Annotated in this window: 17 protein-coding genes; 8 read left to right on the top strand and 9 right to left on the bottom strand. The window is 54.0% G+C overall.

Features of this window, described 5'->3' with window-relative positions; translation table 11 throughout:
- Window positions 1-41: 41 nt before the first annotated feature.
- The 3 genes from PMPD1_RS16650 to xseA form a co-directional block, all read right to left on the bottom strand.
- Complete coding sequence (locus PMPD1_RS16650) at window positions 42-374, bottom strand: protealysin inhibitor emfourin (RefSeq protein WP_173635100.1); 333 nt, start codon at window positions 372-374, stop codon at window positions 42-44.
- Window positions 371-1,387, bottom strand: a complete 1,017-nt coding sequence (locus PMPD1_RS16645; protein WP_173635099.1) for a M4 family metallopeptidase — start codon at window positions 1,385-1,387, stop codon at window positions 371-373. Before PMPD1_RS16645 ends, PMPD1_RS16650 begins: the two co-directional genes overlap by 4 nt.
- A gap of 99 nt (window positions 1,388-1,486) precedes the next feature.
- Window positions 1,487-2,848, bottom strand: a complete 1,362-nt coding sequence (xseA, locus tag PMPD1_RS16640) for an exodeoxyribonuclease VII large subunit (protein ID WP_173635098.1) — start codon at window positions 2,846-2,848, stop codon at window positions 1,487-1,489.
- Window positions 2,849-3,017: 169 nt separating this feature from the next.
- Here xseA and guaB point away from each other — a divergent pair, with 169 nt between their 5' ends.
- From guaB to PMPD1_RS16620, 4 genes are all read left to right on the top strand, one after another.
- Window positions 3,018-4,484 carry an IMP dehydrogenase gene (gene guaB, locus PMPD1_RS16635; protein WP_173635097.1) on the top strand — a complete coding sequence of 489 codons (1,467 nt, stop codon included), beginning with the start codon at window positions 3,018-3,020 and terminating at the stop codon, window positions 4,482-4,484.
- A 72-nt stretch (window positions 4,485-4,556) separates the two neighbouring features.
- Complete coding sequence (guaA, locus tag PMPD1_RS16630) at window positions 4,557-6,137, top strand: glutamine-hydrolyzing GMP synthase (protein WP_173635096.1); 1,581 nt, start codon at window positions 4,557-4,559, stop codon at window positions 6,135-6,137.
- A 241-nt stretch (window positions 6,138-6,378) separates the two neighbouring features.
- Complete coding sequence (locus PMPD1_RS16625) at window positions 6,379-6,612, top strand: type II toxin-antitoxin system Phd/YefM family antitoxin (protein WP_173635095.1); 234 nt, start codon at window positions 6,379-6,381, stop codon at window positions 6,610-6,612.
- 30 nt (window positions 6,613-6,642) lie between these two features.
- A complete protein-coding gene (locus PMPD1_RS16620) occupies window positions 6,643-6,975 on the top strand; it encodes a type II toxin-antitoxin system RelE/ParE family toxin (protein ID WP_173635094.1) in 333 nt (110 codons plus the stop codon).
- Window positions 6,976-7,080: 105 nt separating this feature from the next.
- Here PMPD1_RS16620 and PMPD1_RS16615 read toward each other — a convergent pair whose 3' ends face one another.
- On the bottom strand, window positions 7,081-7,464 hold the full coding sequence (locus tag PMPD1_RS16615) for a DUF6157 family protein (protein ID WP_173635093.1): 384 nt from the start codon (window positions 7,462-7,464) through the stop codon (window positions 7,081-7,083).
- A 114-nt stretch (window positions 7,465-7,578) separates the two neighbouring features.
- Window positions 7,579-8,517 carry an AraC family transcriptional regulator gene (locus PMPD1_RS16610; protein ID WP_173635092.1) on the bottom strand — a complete coding sequence of 313 codons (939 nt, stop codon included), beginning with the start codon at window positions 8,515-8,517 and terminating at the stop codon, window positions 7,579-7,581.
- 98 nt (window positions 8,518-8,615) lie between these two features.
- Here PMPD1_RS16610 and PMPD1_RS16605 point away from each other — a divergent pair, with 98 nt between their 5' ends.
- Window positions 8,616-9,359: an SDR family oxidoreductase gene (locus PMPD1_RS16605; RefSeq protein WP_173635091.1), complete on the top strand. Its 744-nt coding sequence runs from the start codon at window positions 8,616-8,618 to the stop codon at window positions 9,357-9,359.
- A gap of 59 nt (window positions 9,360-9,418) precedes the next feature.
- Here the strand turns inward: PMPD1_RS16605 and PMPD1_RS16600 are convergent, their stop codons facing one another.
- The 3 genes from PMPD1_RS16600 to PMPD1_RS16590 are packed head-to-tail and all read right to left on the bottom strand — an operon-like array spanning window position 9,419 to window position 12,184.
- The gene (locus PMPD1_RS16600) at window positions 9,419-10,027 is read right to left on the bottom strand and encodes a nuclear transport factor 2 family protein (RefSeq protein WP_354292666.1); all 609 of its coding nucleotides are present in this window, start codon (window positions 10,025-10,027) and stop codon (window positions 9,419-9,421) included.
- 37 nt (window positions 10,028-10,064) lie between these two features.
- Window positions 10,065-11,066, bottom strand: coding sequence for an aldo/keto reductase (locus tag PMPD1_RS16595; RefSeq protein WP_173635090.1), 1,002 nt, complete (start codon window positions 11,064-11,066; stop codon window positions 10,065-10,067).
- A gap of 35 nt (window positions 11,067-11,101) precedes the next feature.
- Entirely contained in the window at window positions 11,102-12,184 is a 1,083-nt protein-coding gene (locus PMPD1_RS16590; RefSeq protein WP_173635089.1) for an aldo/keto reductase, read from the bottom strand.
- Between the two features lie 163 nt (window positions 12,185-12,347).
- Here PMPD1_RS16590 and PMPD1_RS16585 point away from each other — a divergent pair, with 163 nt between their 5' ends.
- The 3 genes from PMPD1_RS16585 to PMPD1_RS16575 all read left to right on the top strand — a co-directional run bounded on the left by PMPD1_RS16585 (window position 12,348) and on the right by PMPD1_RS16575 (window position 15,109).
- The gene (locus tag PMPD1_RS16585; RefSeq protein WP_173635088.1) at window positions 12,348-13,250 is read left to right on the top strand and encodes an AraC family transcriptional regulator; all 903 of its coding nucleotides are present in this window, start codon (window positions 12,348-12,350) and stop codon (window positions 13,248-13,250) included.
- An 86-nt stretch (window positions 13,251-13,336) separates the two neighbouring features.
- Window positions 13,337-13,948 carry a TetR/AcrR family transcriptional regulator gene (locus PMPD1_RS16580; protein WP_173635087.1) on the top strand — a complete coding sequence of 204 codons (612 nt, stop codon included), beginning with the start codon at window positions 13,337-13,339 and terminating at the stop codon, window positions 13,946-13,948.
- Window positions 13,949-14,095: 147 nt separating this feature from the next.
- Complete coding sequence (locus PMPD1_RS16575; protein ID WP_173635086.1) at window positions 14,096-15,109, top strand: alpha/beta hydrolase; 1,014 nt, start codon at window positions 14,096-14,098, stop codon at window positions 15,107-15,109.
- Window positions 15,110-15,147: 38 nt separating this feature from the next.
- Here the strand turns inward: PMPD1_RS16575 and mgtE are convergent, their stop codons facing one another.
- A complete protein-coding gene (gene mgtE, locus PMPD1_RS16570; protein WP_173635085.1) occupies window positions 15,148-16,575 on the bottom strand; it encodes a magnesium transporter in 1,428 nt (475 codons plus the stop codon).
- Window positions 16,576-16,611 lie beyond the last annotated feature (36 nt).

Raw genomic sequence — 16,611 nt, 5'->3', positions numbered from 1 at the left:
TATGTAATAGCCGGGCATACCCGGCCAGTGCTTACCGCAAGTTACTCACCCTCTTGCCACAGTTTTTTCAACTCCTCTGGCGCTTGGCTTTCGGGAATCAGCAACACAATATCGCCCGTCTGTTGTGCGGTGATGTAGCTGATTCGTAACCGAAAATAAAATTGATCGCCATGCCCGGCGGGGTTGTTCGCGCTTGGCGGCTCGCCAAGCGACATTGCCTGCCTGAGAATGGCGCACACGCGCTGTTTTTGTGAAAGCGGCAAACCTGCTAGCGCAATACGCCGCTCAGCCGCCAGTTTCGGGATAAAGGCAAACCCGCCCTCGCGCGCGAGATCAATCACCGCATCATCATTCAGATCGGGCAGCGGTTTCATGATAAAACGCCGACCTGCTTCCAGGCCTCCTCGATCGCTTGTGCTACCGATTTGTTAAAGCGTGTTTGCCCGTGGCGTAAGGTGAATTGCGCGAAGGTTTCAAAATCGGCATCCTGCGGCAGCGCTTTATCACACAAAGTATCGTACCAGGCTTGTCCTGCCAGCTCCCAGGCGTAGCCGCCAAGGGCTTTTGCAGTAAGATAAAAAGCGCGATTAGGGATACCCGAATTAAGATGCACGCCGCCATTATCTTCACGCGTATTAACGTAATCATCCATATGCGCGGGCTGCGGATCTTTCCCCAGCTTAGGATCATCATAGGCGGTGCCAGGCTCAGCCATCGAACGCAATCCACGGCCATTGATACCCTCTGCCAACAACCCTTCGCCAATAATCCAGTCGGCCTGATCGGCGCTTTGTTTAAGGTGAAATTGTTTTACTAGCGAGCCAAACACATCGGAAATCGACTCATTTAACGCGCCAGCCTGTTCAAAATAGATTAAGCCTGCTTCGGTTTCCGTTACGCCATGCGTAAGCTCGTGACCCACCACATCAATCGCAATGGTAAAGCGGTTAAAGATCTCGCCATCACCATCGCCAAACACCATTTGCTGCCCATTCCAGAACGCATTCTGATAATCCTGGCCGTAATGCACGGTTCCTTTTAACGTCAGCCCTTGATTGTCCAGCGAGTTGCGTTGATAGGCTTGCGAGTAAAAATCCCAGGTGACGCCAAGATATTCCCACGCCTCATCGGCAGCAACATCGTTATTTCCCGGTTGCCCCTCTTTACGCACCAGCGTACCGGGTAAGGTTTCGGTATTTTGCGTATCATAAATCTCGCGTTCAACATGGCCGGCAACGGCAGTTTGCGACGCGGTTGGCTTGCGTCGATTTTTCGCCATCAAACTCTGAACATGCGTCAGCGTACGGCGCGCGCGATCCTGCTGCTGGCCGGAACAATTATCGATAATTTTACGCAAGATATAGGGAGGTATAACGCCATAGTACATACCCGTCTCCCAGGCAATATGTGAATGTCCCTTAAGTATAGTTTGCCGGGTGGGTATCTGCGTTTCCTTTACTTTTCGCCTTCCAGTCAGGCGTGATATTCAGCGTCTCGGCTTTTTTTGCGGTAAAACTTTGGTGACTTCACTCTCAACCCAGCCATCATCCAGCCGGGTTTTCAACGTGTCGCCGGTGTGCAACTGGCGAGTTTGCTTTACGACCGAACCATCAACGGCAGTGGTGACGCTAAACCCACGCGCTAGCGTCGCCAGCGGGCTAACGCCCTCCAACTGTGCGGCAAGAGTAGAAAAGCGTTGCTTATCGCGATTGAGCTGGCTATGCATTGCCTGCTGTAAACGATAGTGCCATTGTTGCAGTGTTTGCTGGGCGCGATGGAGACGGTTTTGCGGTTGTTGCGCGGCAAGCCGCTGTGTTAAATGCTCCTGCTGGCGGCCCGCCAGGCGTAAGCGTTGCTGCATCGCATCATCCAGGCGGCGCTGAAGCTTAAATAACTGTGTTTGCTGGCGCGCAAGCTGAAGCTGTGGATGCTGTTGCTGTAAGCGGTGGTGCAAGCGGGTGAACTGGCGTTGTTTCTGGGCCAGATAATAATCCATGGCCATCGACAGGCGCTGTTGCTGCGCTTGTAACTGGCGCAATAATTCGATTTGATTACGGCTAACCAATTCCGCTGCCGCCGAGGGCGTTGGTGCACGCAAATCGGCGACAAAATCCGCGATGGTGACATCGGTTTCATGGCCTACCGCGCTGACAATAGGAATACGGCTGGCGAAAATAGCCCGCGCGACGCGTTGGTCGTTAAAGCTCCATAAATCCTCCAGCGAGCCGCCGCCGCGACCGACAATTAAAACGTCGCATTCGGCGCGCAGGTTGGCGAGTTCAATAGCCCGCGCAATCGATGCCGGAGCGTCGCTGCCCTGAACCGGGGTAGGATAAATGACCACCGGTAACGCGGGATCGCGGCGGTGCAGCACGCGCAACACATCATGTAATGCGGCACCAGTGGCGGAAGTGATCACGCCAACGCAGGTCGCCGGAGAGGGGAGAGCTTGTTTAAAGCGTGCATCGAACAGACCTTCGGCAGCCAGTAGCTGTTTTAACTGCTCAAACTGTTGCTGCAGTAGCCCATCGCCAGCAGGCTGCATGCTCTCAACGATCAACTGATAATCACCGCGCGGCTCGTACAACGTGATGTTGGCACGCACTAAGACCTGTTGGCCGTTTTGCGGACGAAAAGTGACGCGGCGGTTACTGTTGCGGAACATGGCGCTGCGGACTTGGGCGGCATCATCCTTTAAGGTGAAATACCAGTGACCGGAGGCGGGTTGCGAAAAGTTGGAGATTTCCGCGCTCAGCCAGACCTGACCCATTTCTCCTTCCAGCAGCTTACGCACCGTGGTATTCAAACGGCTGACGGTAAAAATATTGGCGGTTGGCGGTAGCGACATGTGATAGAGATCAAATAAAAAATCAGCGGGTTAATCCTTTGATACTACATGGCTGAGAGGGCGGATCAAGACTTTTTGATAAAAAACGCTGGAGGCAATCGGTTTCGGCCTGTATAATGCCGCGGCAATATTTTATCTGTTCTCATTCACCCCAGGTTGAGATATTGCCATGCTACGAATCGCTAAAGAAGCACTCACTTTTGACGACGTTTTACTCGTTCCCGCACACTCTACCGTTCTGCCTAATACGGCCGATCTCAGCACGCAACTGACGAAGTCTATTCGTTTAAACATCCCTATGCTTTCTGCCGCGATGGATACCGTGACCGAAGCGAATCTGGCCATTGCGCTGGCGCAAGAGGGCGGTCTGGGGTTCATTCACAAGAATATGTCCATTGAACGTCAGGCTGACGAAGTCCGCAAAGTGAAGAAACATGAAAGCGGCGTAGTGACCGACCCGCAGACCGTGTTGCCAGATACCCCTTTGCAGGAAGTGAAAGCGCTGACCGAACGTAACGGTTTTGCCGGTTATCCGGTAGTAAACAGTGATAACGAGCTGGTCGGCATTATTACCGGTCGTGATGTGCGCTTCGTTACCGATATGAGCTTGCCGGTCTCCGCTGTGATGACGCCGAAAGAGCGTTTGGTCACGGTAAAAGAGGGTGAAGCACGCGATATCGTTCTGCAAAAAATGCATGAAAAACGTGTGGAAAAAGCGCTGGTGGTGGATGACAGTTTCCACCTGCTGGGCATGATCACCGTGAAAGATTTCCAAAAAGCGGAACGTAAACCTCATGCCTGTAAAGACGAGCACGGTCGCCTGCGCGTCGGGGCGGCGGTGGGTGCCGGTGCTGGTAACGAGGAGCGTGTTGACGCGCTGGTCGCCGCTGGCGTGGATGTGCTGTTGATTGACTCCTCGCATGGGCATTCTGAAGGGGTGTTGCAGCGTATTCGCGAAACGCGCGCCAAGTATCCCGATCTACAAATTGTTGGCGGTAATGTGGCAACCGGCGCGGGCGCACTGGCGTTGGTCGAAGCGGGCGTGAGCGCGGTGAAAGTCGGCATTGGCCCCGGCTCAATTTGTACTACCCGCATCGTTACTGGCGTCGGCGTACCGCAAATCACCGCCGTTTCTGACGCGGTTGCCGCGCTGGAAGGCACCGGCATCCCGGTGATTGCCGATGGTGGCATTCGCTTCTCGGGTGATATTGCCAAAGCGATCGCCGCAGGCGCCGCGTGTGTGATGGTTGGCTCAATGCTGGCCGGTACCGAAGAGTCACCGGGAGAAATCGAACTCTACCAAGGGCGCGCGTTTAAATCTTATCGCGGTATGGGTTCGCTGGGTGCGATGTCTAAAGGTTCTTCTGACCGTTACTTCCAGACCGATAATGCGGCTGACAAATTGGTCCCGGAAGGGATTGAAGGCCGTGTCGCTTATAAAGGGCGCCTGAAAGAGATTGTTCACCAGCAAATGGGCGGCCTACGTTCTTGTATGGGCTTAACCGGTTGCGGCACGATTGACGCACTGCGCACCAAAGCGGAGTTTGTGCGGATCAGCGGCGCCGGTATTTCGGAAAGCCACGTCCATGATGTGACGATTACCAAAGAGTCGCCGAACTACCGTATGGGGTCATAATTCCCGTCTTGTTTACCGCCCGGCGTCTGCCGGGCGATTTTATTATCAGTACATCGCCCTGGAATAGCCTTAATGACAACGGAAAATATTCATAAACATCGCATATTGATCCTCGACTTTGGTTCGCAGTATACGCAACTGGTTGCGCGCCGCGTGCGTGAGCTTGGCGTTTATTGTGAACTGTGGGCATGGGATGTTACCGAAGAGCAGATTCGTCAGTTCAATCCAAACGGTATTATTTTGTCTGGCGGCCCGGAAAGCACCACCGAACTGAATAGCCCGCGAGCGCCGGAATATGTGTTTACCGCTGGTGTACCGGTGTTGGGCGTTTGCTATGGTATGCAAACCATGGCCATGCAATTGGGCGGCAAAGTAGAAGGCTCCAGCGAACGTGAGTTTGGTTATGCGCAGGTAGAAGTGGTGACCCAGAGCGCGCTGGTGCGTGATATCGAAGATGCGATTAGCGATGCGGGCAAACCGCTGCTGGACGTGTGGATGAGCCATGGCGATAAAGTTACCGCCATTCCGTCCGATTTCGTCACCGTTGCCAGTACCGAAAGCTGTCCGTTCGCGATTATGGCTAATGAAGAAAAACGTTTCTACGGCGTGCAGTTCCACCCGGAAGTGACCCATACGCGCCAGGGGCTGCGTATGCTGGAGCGCTTTGTGCGTGATATTTGTCAGTGCGAAGCGTTGTGGACCCCGGCCAAAATTATTGAAGATGCGGTTGAGCGCCTGCGCGCCCAGGTTGGCAACGACCGGGTGATCCTCGGTCTGTCCGGCGGGGTAGACTCTTCCGTTACCGCCATGCTGCTACATCGTGCGATTGGCGAACGTTTGACCTGTGTGTTTGTTGATAATGGCCTGTTGCGCCTGAATGAAGCTGAGCAGGTGCTGGAAATGTTCGGTGACCATTTCGGTCTAAATATTGTCCACGTCCCGGCGGAGGCTCGTTTCCTCGATGCGTTGGCTGGTATTGACGATCCGGAAGCGAAACGTAAAACCATTGGTCGTGTTTTCATTGAGGTGTTTGATGAAGAAGCCGGTAAGCTGACCGAGGTGAAATGGCTGGCGCAAGGCACCATCTATCCTGATGTGATTGAATCTGCCGCCTCGGCAACCGGTAAAGCGCATGTCATCAAATCGCACCATAATGTTGGCGGTCTGCCGGAAGAGATGGCGCTGGGGCTGGTTGAGCCGCTGAAAGAGCTGTTTAAAGATGAAGTACGCAAAATCGGCCTCGAACTCGGTCTGCCGTACGATATGCTGTATCGTCATCCCTTCCCGGGGCCGGGTTTAGGCGTGCGGGTATTGGGCGAAGTGAAGAAAGAGTATTGCGATCTGTTGCGCCGCGCGGATGCGATTTTTATTGAAGAACTGCGTAAAGCCGATCTCTACAACAAAGTCAGCCAGGCGTTTACCGTGTTCCTGCCGGTCCGTTCAGTTGGCGTGATGGGTGATGGCCGTAAATATGATTGGGTGGTTTCGCTGCGTGCGGTAGAAACTATCGACTTTATGACCGCGCACTGGGCGCATTTGCCGTATGACTTCCTTGGTCGCGTTTCCAACCGCATTATCAATGAAGTGAACGGTATTTCACGTGTGGTGTACGATATTTCCGGTAAACCACCGGCAACGATCGAGTGGGAATAGGCCGATAGCCCTTCTTGGGTTTTCATGAACAGGCAATACTGCAATCAACCCTCTGTTTATACAGAGGGTTTTTCTTTATGTGCATTCATGTTTCCTCATTACAGTTCACACTTTTTAGCGGTATTTCTTACGGTATCGTCTTAGAGTTGCACTCTCTGAAAAGCAGATAATCAGGAGCCTTGTTGGTGGTCTAAATATGGTCTATATTAAAGCCAAGATATGACTATTAGGCGAACGGATCATGAAAGTAGAGACAATCAGCTACGTTAAAAAGAACGCAGCAACGCTTGATCTGTCAGAACCCATCCTGGTCACACAAAATGGTGTACCTGCTTATGTTATAGAATCCTATGATCAGCAGCAGGAACGGGAAAACACTATCGCTTTGCTGAAGCTGCTTACCCTGTCAGAGAAAGATAAAGCTGAAGGGCGCGTGTTCTCGAAAGACCAGTTGCTGGATGGACTTGCGGATTAAACGCAGCGAGCTCAACGTTAAGGGATTTCCATGGAACAGCAGGTGACCTTTGAGTACACGCTGACGGTAAAGCACTGCATCGACACAATAGTGAGTTTCCTGCGCCGGGTTGATGTTGAGCCGCGCCCGGTTATCGCAGATATTCTCACACAGTTTGAGAGTACCGTAGGCCAGTTCCCTCAGGAAGGCCAGATTTGCCCCGAATTGCTGAAAATTGGCTGCGCCAAGTACCGGGAGTTTAACCACGCTGAAGGCTACCGGGTTTTGTATTCAGTAGATGGAACGTTAGTGACCGCGCATGCGATCCTGGCACATCGGCAGGACGTCCAGCAGTTACTGTTTAAGCGTCTGATCATGGCCTGATAACCCGAGCAGTTTCCAAATGCCAGTTGTTTGGCAATGATGCGGGCTTTTTTGTTTTTGAGTCTGGCAACGCCAGCCGGTACTTTTATCGCATGGTGAGAGAAGTCAACGGCGCGAGCTACGCATTCCCCGGCGTTTCACAACCGAAGCATCAGCCAGTAACCGCGCATATTCGGCACTCTCCATCGCGACCAGCGCGACCCGGCTCTCTGAATTGTGGTGCAGCCCATAACCGTGCTTCTTCACCAGCGGAGAAGCGCGCAGGCAGGCTTGTGGCTTAGCGAAGAACTCGTCTGCCGTCACCGGGCCTTTGCGGGCATTCTCGACAGCGAGAAGCAGTTCGTCTGACGTCAGAGTATAGGGCGCGGCTGAAAGCTGTGCGAACTGTCGCTCTGCGATGGTTCCCGCTTTGGCTGGCCGCGTTGCCACTGTCACCGGACAATCATCCGACACCGTGATCAGTGTGTTCCGATAATTCGTGCTGTGCATGGTCATCTCTCGCCTCAAACGGCTGGCTCAGGCTCTCGGCTAAGCCCCGTTTCATAAAGGTTCGCTCGGTCTTAAAGTATATAACTTAGTGCCGAAATCCCACTATCCGCCCGGTTAGCCAGGCTGCTGAAATTCATCGGCCAGGTTTCTGGCGCTCAGTTCCTGCCTGTAACGGGTTGGCGTCAGGCCAGCATAACGAGAAAAGGCCACGCTAAAGGTACTTACCGAACTATAGCCGACGCGTTCCGCCACCTCGGTAATGCTGGCGGCGTTTTTACGCAGCAGATCTTTTGCCAGCGCCATACGCCAGGTGAGCAGATAGGTCATCGGAGCAACGCCCACCGTGGCACGAAATCGCTCAAAAAAAGTAGAGCGGGAGAGCGCCGCAGTTTTTGCCATCTGCGCCACGGTCCATGGATGCGCTGGCTTTTCATGCAAACCGCGTATTGCTGCCGCCAACCGCTCATCGGCCAGCCCTTGTAACAACCCCGGCGATGCGTAAGTCCTCGCCGCTGAACGTAGCGCCTCAATAAACAGAACCTCTAGCAGGCGTGCCAGGACCACCGCGCGAGCAGGCCGCTGTGCACGTGATTCATCGCCCACCAACTGAACCAGGGTGGTAAGCCTGGGTTCGCCGCGCACATGGATCAACTGCGGCAACAGCGATACCAGCAATGCCGCATCCGGCGCATCAAATACGCAGTGCCCGAGCAACATTCGGACTTCCGGCGGTTCGTCCTGTTGACCAATACGAAATTCACCATTGGGCTGGCGGACTGGTGCGACGCTTGCGATTTCCGATAAATCATCGGGATGCTGGCTGTAGAGAGTGAAATCCCACGCGGCGGGGATCAGCACAAAATCGCCTTCCTGCAGCAGAAAGGGCGTCTCTCGGTTCACGGCGAGCCGACAGCAACCCGCTAAAACCACACAATAAAATGGCTCGCCCCGATCGGTGCGGCGTACTTTCCAGCTACCTGAAGCCACCGCAACTTTAGAGAACTGCGCGGCGGGTTGCAGCAGCGTAACCACATCGGCAAGCGGATCGATCATAACTGGACTCTGGCGAAAGAATTACGGACTTTCGATTGTAGCAAGTACGATTGCACCAATCTATTGTTAACCGACCATTTAGTTCTACGGGAGTTAACATGAAAACGATTCTTATCACCGGCTGTTCATCGGGCTTTGGGCTGGAAACCGCCAAGTACTTTCTTGAGCGTGACTGGAAAGTGATTGCCACTATGCGTACGCCACGCACCGATCTGTTTCCGCAATCCGATCGTTTAAGTGTGATTGCGCTGGATGTGACTGATCCGCACAGTATCGCTCGCGCAGTAGAAGCCGCCGGTCCGATTGATGTGCTGGTTAACAATGCGGGTGTAGGTATGTTGGGCGCGCTGGAAGGCGCTTCAATGGCAAGTATTCGCGAAATTTTTGCGACCAATACGCTTGGCACCATCGCCTTAACCCAGGCGGTCATCCCGCAATTTCGTCAACGGCAGGCCGGTACTATTGTGAATGTCACCTCAACCGTGACGGTGAGACCACTGCCGCTGTTGGCGGTGTATACCGGCAGTAAAGCCGCGGTAAATGCGTTTACCGAATCACTTGCGTTGGAACTGGCACCGCATAATATACGGGTACGTTTGGTTCTGCCCGGCGCCGCTCCCGGCACCCGCTTTGGCGAGAACTGTCGCCCGCATATGGAAAACGCTTTCCCGGAAGGCTATGGCGATCTGGCGCAACATGTACTGGCTGGCTTTGAAAATCTCACCGACATTACTCAGGCTGCGGATGTTGCTGAGGCCGTATGGCGGGCAGTTACCGATACGAATAGCCCGATGCGCTTGCCCGCCGGGGCCGATGCGGTGAAAAGCTTCAACGCCGCATAAGTTGGTGCTTGATTCCGGCGCTCTCAGGTACCTTGAGAGCGCCGCTGAGGAGCCGCCTGTTAACTCTCGGCGGATGGACGTGTATCACTCCAGTCAATAATTAACTGCCGCTCGGCGAAGAGCCATTGCCCATTAACCCGAACAAAATCGTCGTAATAACGAATCGACAAGAGTTGCAGCGTCCGTTGTCCGTTCACTTCGTGAAGCTGATGCGCCAGGCAGTAAGATTCACCGATCGCGCGATCCCCTTTAATCGCGATGGCGCTTTGCCCGTTGAAATGGGTGGTATGCACGAATTGGTTAAGGGTAGCCAGCGCCGCCACAATTTGCGCCCGTCCGTGCCGGGAACTCACTGGCTGGCTATGCGCCGGTTCGGCGTTGTAAATACTATACCCGCCGTTTTCCGTGAAGAGCGCTGCCTGCTTTTCCGCTAACCGACGATCGGCATAGTGCGCCCAGGCATCAATCAAGGCGCGAATGGCAACCCGATCGGCCGCTTCACCCTGTAGCGCTGTTGCTTGTGGTGAGGTTGAGTAGAGCATGTCACGCGAAAGCGGTGCGCCAGCGGAATGCGCGGCGGCAAAAAGCGGGGATGAATTGAACCCGGCAACGGCGGCAGTGCCTGCCGCCGCAGTCAGTAACAGACGACGGTTAAAATCTGGTTGCATACGGGTGCCTCCTCGTGTGTTGACCATGCCGATATTTTTAGTGTCCCAGCGTTTCCATCATCGCTGGCGCATAACGTTCTCCGGCCGCCGCGCCAAACGGCGCGATGTCATTTAACGCCTGTAACTCCTCCTCAGTCAGTATCAGGTCAGCCGCCGCTGCATTTTCCTCCAGATATTTCACGCGGCGGGTACCGGGTATCGGCACGGTTCCAGCCTGTTGGGTCCAGGCAATCGCTAATTGCGACGGCGTGACCCCTTTGGCCGCGGCAATTTTAGTAATGCCGTCGACCAGGCGCAGGTTAATGCGTAAATTTTCTCCCTGGAATCGCGGATCGAAGCGTCGGAAATCGGTGGACGCCAGCGACGATAGATCATTGAGCGCACCGGATAAAAAACCGCGACCGAGCGGGGAATAAGACACAAAACCAATGCCGAGTTCACGCGTGGTTGCCAGAACCTGGTTGTGTTCCACGCCACGTTCAAACAGGGAATACTCAATCTGCACCGCCGAAACGGGATGAACGGCATGGGCCTTTCTGATAGTCACGGGTGAGGCTTCAGACAGCCCTATGTAGCGTATTTTTCCCTGCTTAACCAGCGCTGCTAGCGCCGCAATGGTTTCCTCGATCGGCGTCGAAGGATCGATGCGATGCAGGTAGAGCAAATCAATATAATCGGTTCCCAGCCGCTGCAAACAGCCCTCTACCGCCGCCTGAATATGCGCTGGCTTGCCGCTAACCACCGGCCTACCGGCGACCATTTCGAGCGCGCCGGCGGCATCGAATTTGAAACCGACTTTGGTTGCCAACACCACGCGATCGCGTGTACTGGCGAACGCTTTGCCAAGCAGTTTTTCATTGCTAAACGGTCCATAGACTTCTGCCGTATCGAACAGAGTGATGCCCAGTTCACGCGCCCGGGCCAATGTCGCCAGGCTCTCCTGTTCATCGCTTGGGCCGTAAGTGGTACTCATACCCATGCATCCCAGCCCCTGAGCGCTCACCGTTAGGCCGCTGGAACCCAGTTGGATCTGTTTCATTGTGCTTCTCCTGAGCGCCTATGCGACGCCGTTTTTTAGTAACGGGTGGTGTTGTTTACGATCATCGGTTGCGCGGTGGTTTTTACACCGTCCACGGTGGCACCAGCAAAAGCGAGGCCCGGCGCGAGGTGACGGTTATTGTCGGCAGGGAAATTCAGCGTCGGCACCGAACACTCGTCGAGCCGGGCAAGCTGGTCAACGGTAAGTTTTAGATCGAGCGCCGCAAGATTCGCCTGCAACTGATCCAGACGTCTGGCGCCGATCAGCGTAGAAGAGACGCCGGGACACTGATGAACCCATGCCAGAGCCACCGCGGCGGCACTGGCGCCGGTTTCATCGGCGACCTGGTTGACCACATCCAGTACGGCATACTCGTCGGCGCTCAGCCCGCTGGTCGAACCGGTGCGGTCGGATTTTTGTTGGCCTGCGTTGTCACGGGTATATTTGCCGGAAAGTTTACCTCCACGCAGCGGCCCCCATGGCATGACGCCAATGCCCAACTCCTGCGCCATCGGCGTCAACTCGCCTTCGACGGTACGCGCTAACAGTGAGTATTCCACCTGCATGGCGATAAAAGGCGCAAAATGACAGAAGTCGGCGAGCGTCGCCGCCTGCGCCACTTTCCAGGCCGGTAGGTCGGAAACCCCGAGATAGCGGACTTTACCGGCAGTCACCAGGTCATCCATCGCGCGTAGCGTCTCCTCAATCGGCGCTGTGCGATCATAGTTATGCAGCCAGTAGAGATCGATATAATCAGTCTGCAAGCGGCGTAGCGACTCCTCGCACTGGCGAATGATGGCCTTACGGCCCGCGCCGCCGCCATTCGGATCGCCAGGATGCAAGTTGCAGAAGAACTTGGTCGCCAGTACCACCCGATCGCGCAATTCACCGCGTGTCGCAAAATAATCACCGATAATTTTTTCGGCGTGCCCGTTGGTATAGATGTTGGCGGTATCAATAAAATTACCGCCCTGTGCCAGATATTCGGTCAGAATCGCTTCCGATTCCGCCACGCTGCTTCCCCAGCCCCAATCTTCGCCAAAGGTCATCGTACCGAGGCAAAACGGGCTGACGCGCAGGCCGGAACGGCCAAGGGAAAGGTAAGAATCAAGCGGCATAGCATTTCTCCTGTGGAGGGTGCGTAGGGTTGAAAATTATCTAACCAGAACCCGCTCTTGGCGTGGTAGCATCAAGCTGGCAGGATCTTGCACAATCCTGTCAATCACGCTAGTTTGCGTGATAGTCGCTGGCGAATGCCGTCGCTTTAGTGAGAATACGCTTATGACGCCCTTACAAGAATTATCCACCCTGATTGCTCGTCACGCCGGGCCTCTGCGGCCGGCCATTGTGCAGACCGCTATTCCCGGCTTGGTGGTTTCCGCGCAGAGCACGCCGAGCGAGCCCATTCATCATGTCTTTGAGCCGATGTTTGTACTGGTCGTGCAGGGAACGAAAAAGGTCATGCTGGGTGAGCGTGTTTTCCGGTATGGCGCTGGCGAGTATCTGGTGGTGTCGGTGGAGTTACCGATTGCCAGCCACATTGAATTCGCGACGGTCAATGAACCCTGTCTAGCGGTGGGATTGATGTTGAAACCGACGATGATTGCGTCGTTATTGTTGGAAAGGGCAGGTAACATGCCGCGCAGCGCAATGGTAAAACACCCGGGGCTGGGCGTTAGTCCGGCCTCGCATGAAGTCGGAGATGCGGTGTTACGGCTGTTGCGTTTGCTTGACCGACCGGATGACGCAGTGGTGTTGGCTCCGGCGATTGAGCGGGAGATATTGTGGTGGCTATTAAACGGCCCGCAAGGGGCGATGGTGCGCCAAATTGGCTTGGCAGATAGCCGACTGGCGCGGATCGGCCATGCGATTCGCTGGATACGCGCTAACTATGCGCAACTGCTGAGGATTGAAGATTTATCGGCGCTGGCGGGCATGAGTGAATCCTCATTTCATCGCCATTTCCGCGCGATAACCACCATGACGCCGGGGCAGTATCAAAAGCAAGTGCGTTTGCAGGAAGCGCGAGTGCGGCTGCTTACCCACACCGATGATGTCGCGACGATTGGGTTTTCGGTGGGCTATAACAGCCCGTCCCAATTCAGCCGCGAATATAGCCGCTTTTATGGCATTCCTCCCGGTCGGGACGCGATACGCCTGCGGGAAGGGCAGAGCGTTGAGTGATGTTAAAAGAGTCATCACCAAGCTATTCAGCGCAGGCGGCAGGTCTGTAAAATCCGCTACGCGATAAGACGATCTTCAGGAGTAACATGGTTAAGCCCTCTCACATTTCCCCTAATAACGCCTCCGCGCCCATCGAAGGTTTGCGCGAAAGAAAGCGTCGGGCAAGGCATGAACGTATCATCACTGTCGCGCTGGAATTATTCCTGGCTAACGGTTTCGAAGCCACCACGCTAGATGCGATAGCCGAAGCGGCGGATATTTCCCGACGAACTTTTTTTCACTATTTCAGTTCGAAAGAGGAAATTGTGACCGCCCTGGAAAGCGGCTCTACTGAGGCTTTCAAAACTGAGCTGCTGGCAATCTCACCGGAGACACCGCCGCTTGATGCGGTATATGCGACGCTAATAAAAATTACCTCGTCTTATTCTTTAGAAGAGGCGACGGCGCTCGATCGTTTGATGCATTCAACCGACACGCTGCTGGCACGCAAACAGGCGAATTATATTCGTCAGGAACAGGCCTTATTTACTGCTTTAACGGAAAAATGGCCCGATCCCGCGCGGCGTATGGAGCTACGCTTAGTCGCAATGATGGGAATAGGTGCGATGCGTATCTCGGCAGAATGCTGGAGTGAAGAGCAGAGGAAGAAGCCATTTGAATATTATCTGAACGCGGTTTTTAAGCAGCTAGCAGATTGAGAGCCGAAGTAACGGCGACCAGAAGCAGAAAATAATTATACACTGTTGGTAACTTTGCACTTAGTGCATTATTATCGGGTTTGTTTGCGGATCGAAAAACTTTCGAACCGCGCCTTTCCACCTCATGCGATCGTCGGAACCCGAAATATGAACTCTTTTGTGAAGGTTGTTACTGCGGCAACGCTGGTATTAACGCTGGCTGGCTGTAGTCATTCATTGACCCTGACGCCAGGCCAGCAAGCGGCAATCAGCCCACAAGCGGCGGCGTTTATTAAAAAAACATCGTATCCCATCATCCCTTCATTTATCCCGATTAGTGACCAGCAAATTATTGACGGGCGAAAAAAATTCAATGCTTCCGAAGCGCCGATTGAAGCGGATTTGATTAAAAAATACGCCTTACATACGCAGCGAACCACGATTGCCGGCGTGCCGGTGTTGGTTATCACGCCAACTCATGTGGCGGCAGGTTTGGAAGATGTGGCTGCGATAAATATTCACGGCGGTGGGTTTGTGATGGGAGATGCCAGCGATCGCTCGGCGCTGATGGTCGCAGGTACGCTGGGCGTTACGGTCTACTCTATTGATTATGATATGGCGCCAGAGGCGAAGTTTCCGGTCGCTATCGATCAGTCGCTGTCGGTTTATAAACAACTGGTGACACGTTTCCGACCCGAGCGGATGATTGGTATCAGTAGCTCTTCCGGCGGGGAAATTATGCTGGCAATGTTGCTAAAGGCGCAGCGGCAGCATCTTCCAATGATAAAAGCACAGGTTTTATTTAGCCCCGCATCCGACATTACGGGGAATGGCGATAGCGCGGTAGCCAATGATGGACGGGATGTCGCCCCACTGGGGCTGACGTTACGTATCGCCAACCAGTTTTATCTCAACGGTATTGATGCGCGAAAGCCTGAGGTTTCGCCGCTTTATGATACTTATCCATCCAGTTTCCCTGCCAGTGTGATTGTTTCCGGCACCCGAGATCTGCTGCTGAGCGACGCAGTGCGGTTGTTCTGGAAGTTAAAGGCGGTGGACGTGACTTCAGAACTGTTGATTGCTGAAGGCGGCACCCATGGTTTTCACTGGCAGTATCAAACCCCGGAGTCGATAGCAACGATGAAGGCGGCGGATAGGTTTCTGCGCCAACAATTACAGTAGGCGTTAATTTAAACCGGCGTGCTTAGCGTGCGCCGGTATCAATGCGGTAATAAAAACAGCGTGGCCAGCCCCAGAAAGATAAAAAATCCGCCGGTATCGGTTAAAGCAGTAATCAATACGCTGGAGCCGACTGCCGGGTCGCGCTTTAGGCGGGTCATAATCAGTGGGATCAACACACCCATCAGCGCCGCCAGCAAAAGGTTCAGCACCATCGCCAACATCATGACGCCACCCAGCGCCAGATTGTGATACATCAGCCACGTGACGCCGCCCATAATTCCGCCCCAGATGAGGCCGTTAATCAGCGCCACGCCGAGTTCACGCAGAATTAAAAAAGAAAAGTTGCCGGGTTCTACCTGATGAAGCGCCAGCGCACGCACAATCATGGTAATCGTCTGGTTACCAGTGTTCCCGCCGATCCCGGCGACAATCGGCATTAAGGTCGCCAACGCCACTAATTGCGAAATGGTGGATTCAAATAGGCCGATAACGCGTGAAGCGACAAACGCGGTACACAAATTAACCGCCAACCAAGTCCAGCGGTTACGCACTGCCTTTCTAACCGGCGCAAACACATCCTCTTCCTGGCTGACGCCGCCCATTTTACGGATGTTGCTCTCGCTCTCTTGGTTAACCAGGTCGACAATATCTTCAATGGTAACGCGCCCAATCAACTTACCGTGGCCATCAACCACCGGCGCGGAAATCAGGTTATAACGTTCGAAAGCGCCTGCCGCCTCTTCGGCACGATCGTCGAGCCGGAAGGTGGTCGGTTTGGCGTTCATTACCTCAATTACGCGTTTTGTTGGCGCATTCAGTAATATCTCGGTCAGGGCCAACTCGCCGAGCAGCTGGTTACTTTTATCCGTGATAAAAAGTTTATCCGTCCCTTCCGGCATAAATTTTTTGTGGCGTAAAAAACGTTGTACCGTTGCCAGCGTGACATCACCACGTACCGTGATGAAGTTGAAATCCATGATGCGTGCGACCCGATCACGATCAAAGTGCACCACATTAAGTACCCGAGCGCGTAAGCCGGGTTCCAGCGTGGTCAACAAGCGACCGGTCAGATCGCGAGGAAGGTACTTCGCCAGCCAGGCTTGATCGTCAATATCAAGGGGTTCGAGTGCATGGAGGATCTCTTTATCGCTCATCCGCTCCGTCAGGCTTTCCCAAACGGTTTCCGATGCTTCGACCAACACTTCGCCCCGACGTCGGGTTTCAATCAATGACCACAACGCGAGACGCTCCTCCTCGGGTAACGCCTCAAGAATATCGGCAATATCTGCGGCATGCATAAAGACGAGATCTTGCTGTAACGCTATGATTGCCTGTTGAATGGCGCTATCGGGTTCAGCAGTGTCTTTAGGCTGGAGGAGGGTATCAACCAAGACATGGTCGTTAAGCAACCGCGTCAGAATACGGTTACGAATTTCAGCTAATTGCTGGACGTGAGAAACAGACATAAAACATCCCTTGTGTCTGAAAACAACCTAACACTC

Origin of the sequence: Paramixta manurensis, from assembly GCF_013285385.1 — a bacterium.
In the GTDB taxonomy this organism is placed as follows: domain Bacteria; phylum Pseudomonadota; class Gammaproteobacteria; order Enterobacterales; family Enterobacteriaceae; genus Paramixta; species Paramixta manurensis.
This window is presented reverse-complemented; position numbering and strand designations above follow the sequence as displayed.

What these genes read in the sequence shown, in the direction of transcription:
- PMPD1_RS16650 (WP_173635100.1), bottom strand. Translation starts at nt 374, where the DNA reads ATGAAACCGCTGCCCGATCTGAATGATGATGCGGTGATTGATCTCGCG.
- PMPD1_RS16645 (WP_173635099.1), bottom strand. Translation starts at nt 1,387, where the DNA reads ATGTACTATGGCGTTATACCTCCCTATATCTTGCGTAAAATTATCGAT.
- xseA (WP_173635098.1), bottom strand. Translation starts at nt 2,848, where the DNA reads ATGTCGCTACCGCCAACCGCCAATATTTTTACCGTCAGCCGTTTGAAT.
- guaB (WP_173635097.1), top strand. Translation starts at nt 3,018, where the DNA reads ATGCTACGAATCGCTAAAGAAGCACTCACTTTTGACGACGTTTTACTC.
- guaA (WP_173635096.1), top strand. Translation starts at nt 4,557, where the DNA reads ATGACAACGGAAAATATTCATAAACATCGCATATTGATCCTCGACTTT.
- PMPD1_RS16625 (WP_173635095.1), top strand. Translation starts at nt 6,379, where the DNA reads ATGAAAGTAGAGACAATCAGCTACGTTAAAAAGAACGCAGCAACGCTT.
- PMPD1_RS16620 (WP_173635094.1), top strand. Translation starts at nt 6,643, where the DNA reads ATGGAACAGCAGGTGACCTTTGAGTACACGCTGACGGTAAAGCACTGC.
- PMPD1_RS16615 (WP_173635093.1), bottom strand. Translation starts at nt 7,464, where the DNA reads ATGCACAGCACGAATTATCGGAACACACTGATCACGGTGTCGGATGAT.
- PMPD1_RS16610 (WP_173635092.1), bottom strand. Translation starts at nt 8,517, where the DNA reads ATGATCGATCCGCTTGCCGATGTGGTTACGCTGCTGCAACCCGCCGCG.
- PMPD1_RS16605 (WP_173635091.1), top strand. Translation starts at nt 8,616, where the DNA reads ATGAAAACGATTCTTATCACCGGCTGTTCATCGGGCTTTGGGCTGGAA.
- PMPD1_RS16600 (WP_354292666.1), bottom strand. Translation starts at nt 10,027, where the DNA reads ATGCAACCAGATTTTAACCGTCGTCTGTTACTGACTGCGGCGGCAGGC.
- PMPD1_RS16595 (WP_173635090.1), bottom strand. Translation starts at nt 11,066, where the DNA reads ATGAAACAGATCCAACTGGGTTCCAGCGGCCTAACGGTGAGCGCTCAG.
- PMPD1_RS16590 (WP_173635089.1), bottom strand. Translation starts at nt 12,184, where the DNA reads ATGCCGCTTGATTCTTACCTTTCCCTTGGCCGTTCCGGCCTGCGCGTC.
- PMPD1_RS16585 (WP_173635088.1), top strand. Translation starts at nt 12,348, where the DNA reads ATGACGCCCTTACAAGAATTATCCACCCTGATTGCTCGTCACGCCGGG.
- PMPD1_RS16580 (WP_173635087.1), top strand. Translation starts at nt 13,337, where the DNA reads ATGGTTAAGCCCTCTCACATTTCCCCTAATAACGCCTCCGCGCCCATC.
- PMPD1_RS16575 (WP_173635086.1), top strand. Translation starts at nt 14,096, where the DNA reads ATGAACTCTTTTGTGAAGGTTGTTACTGCGGCAACGCTGGTATTAACG.
- mgtE (WP_173635085.1), bottom strand. Translation starts at nt 16,575, where the DNA reads ATGTCTGTTTCTCACGTCCAGCAATTAGCTGAAATTCGTAACCGTATT.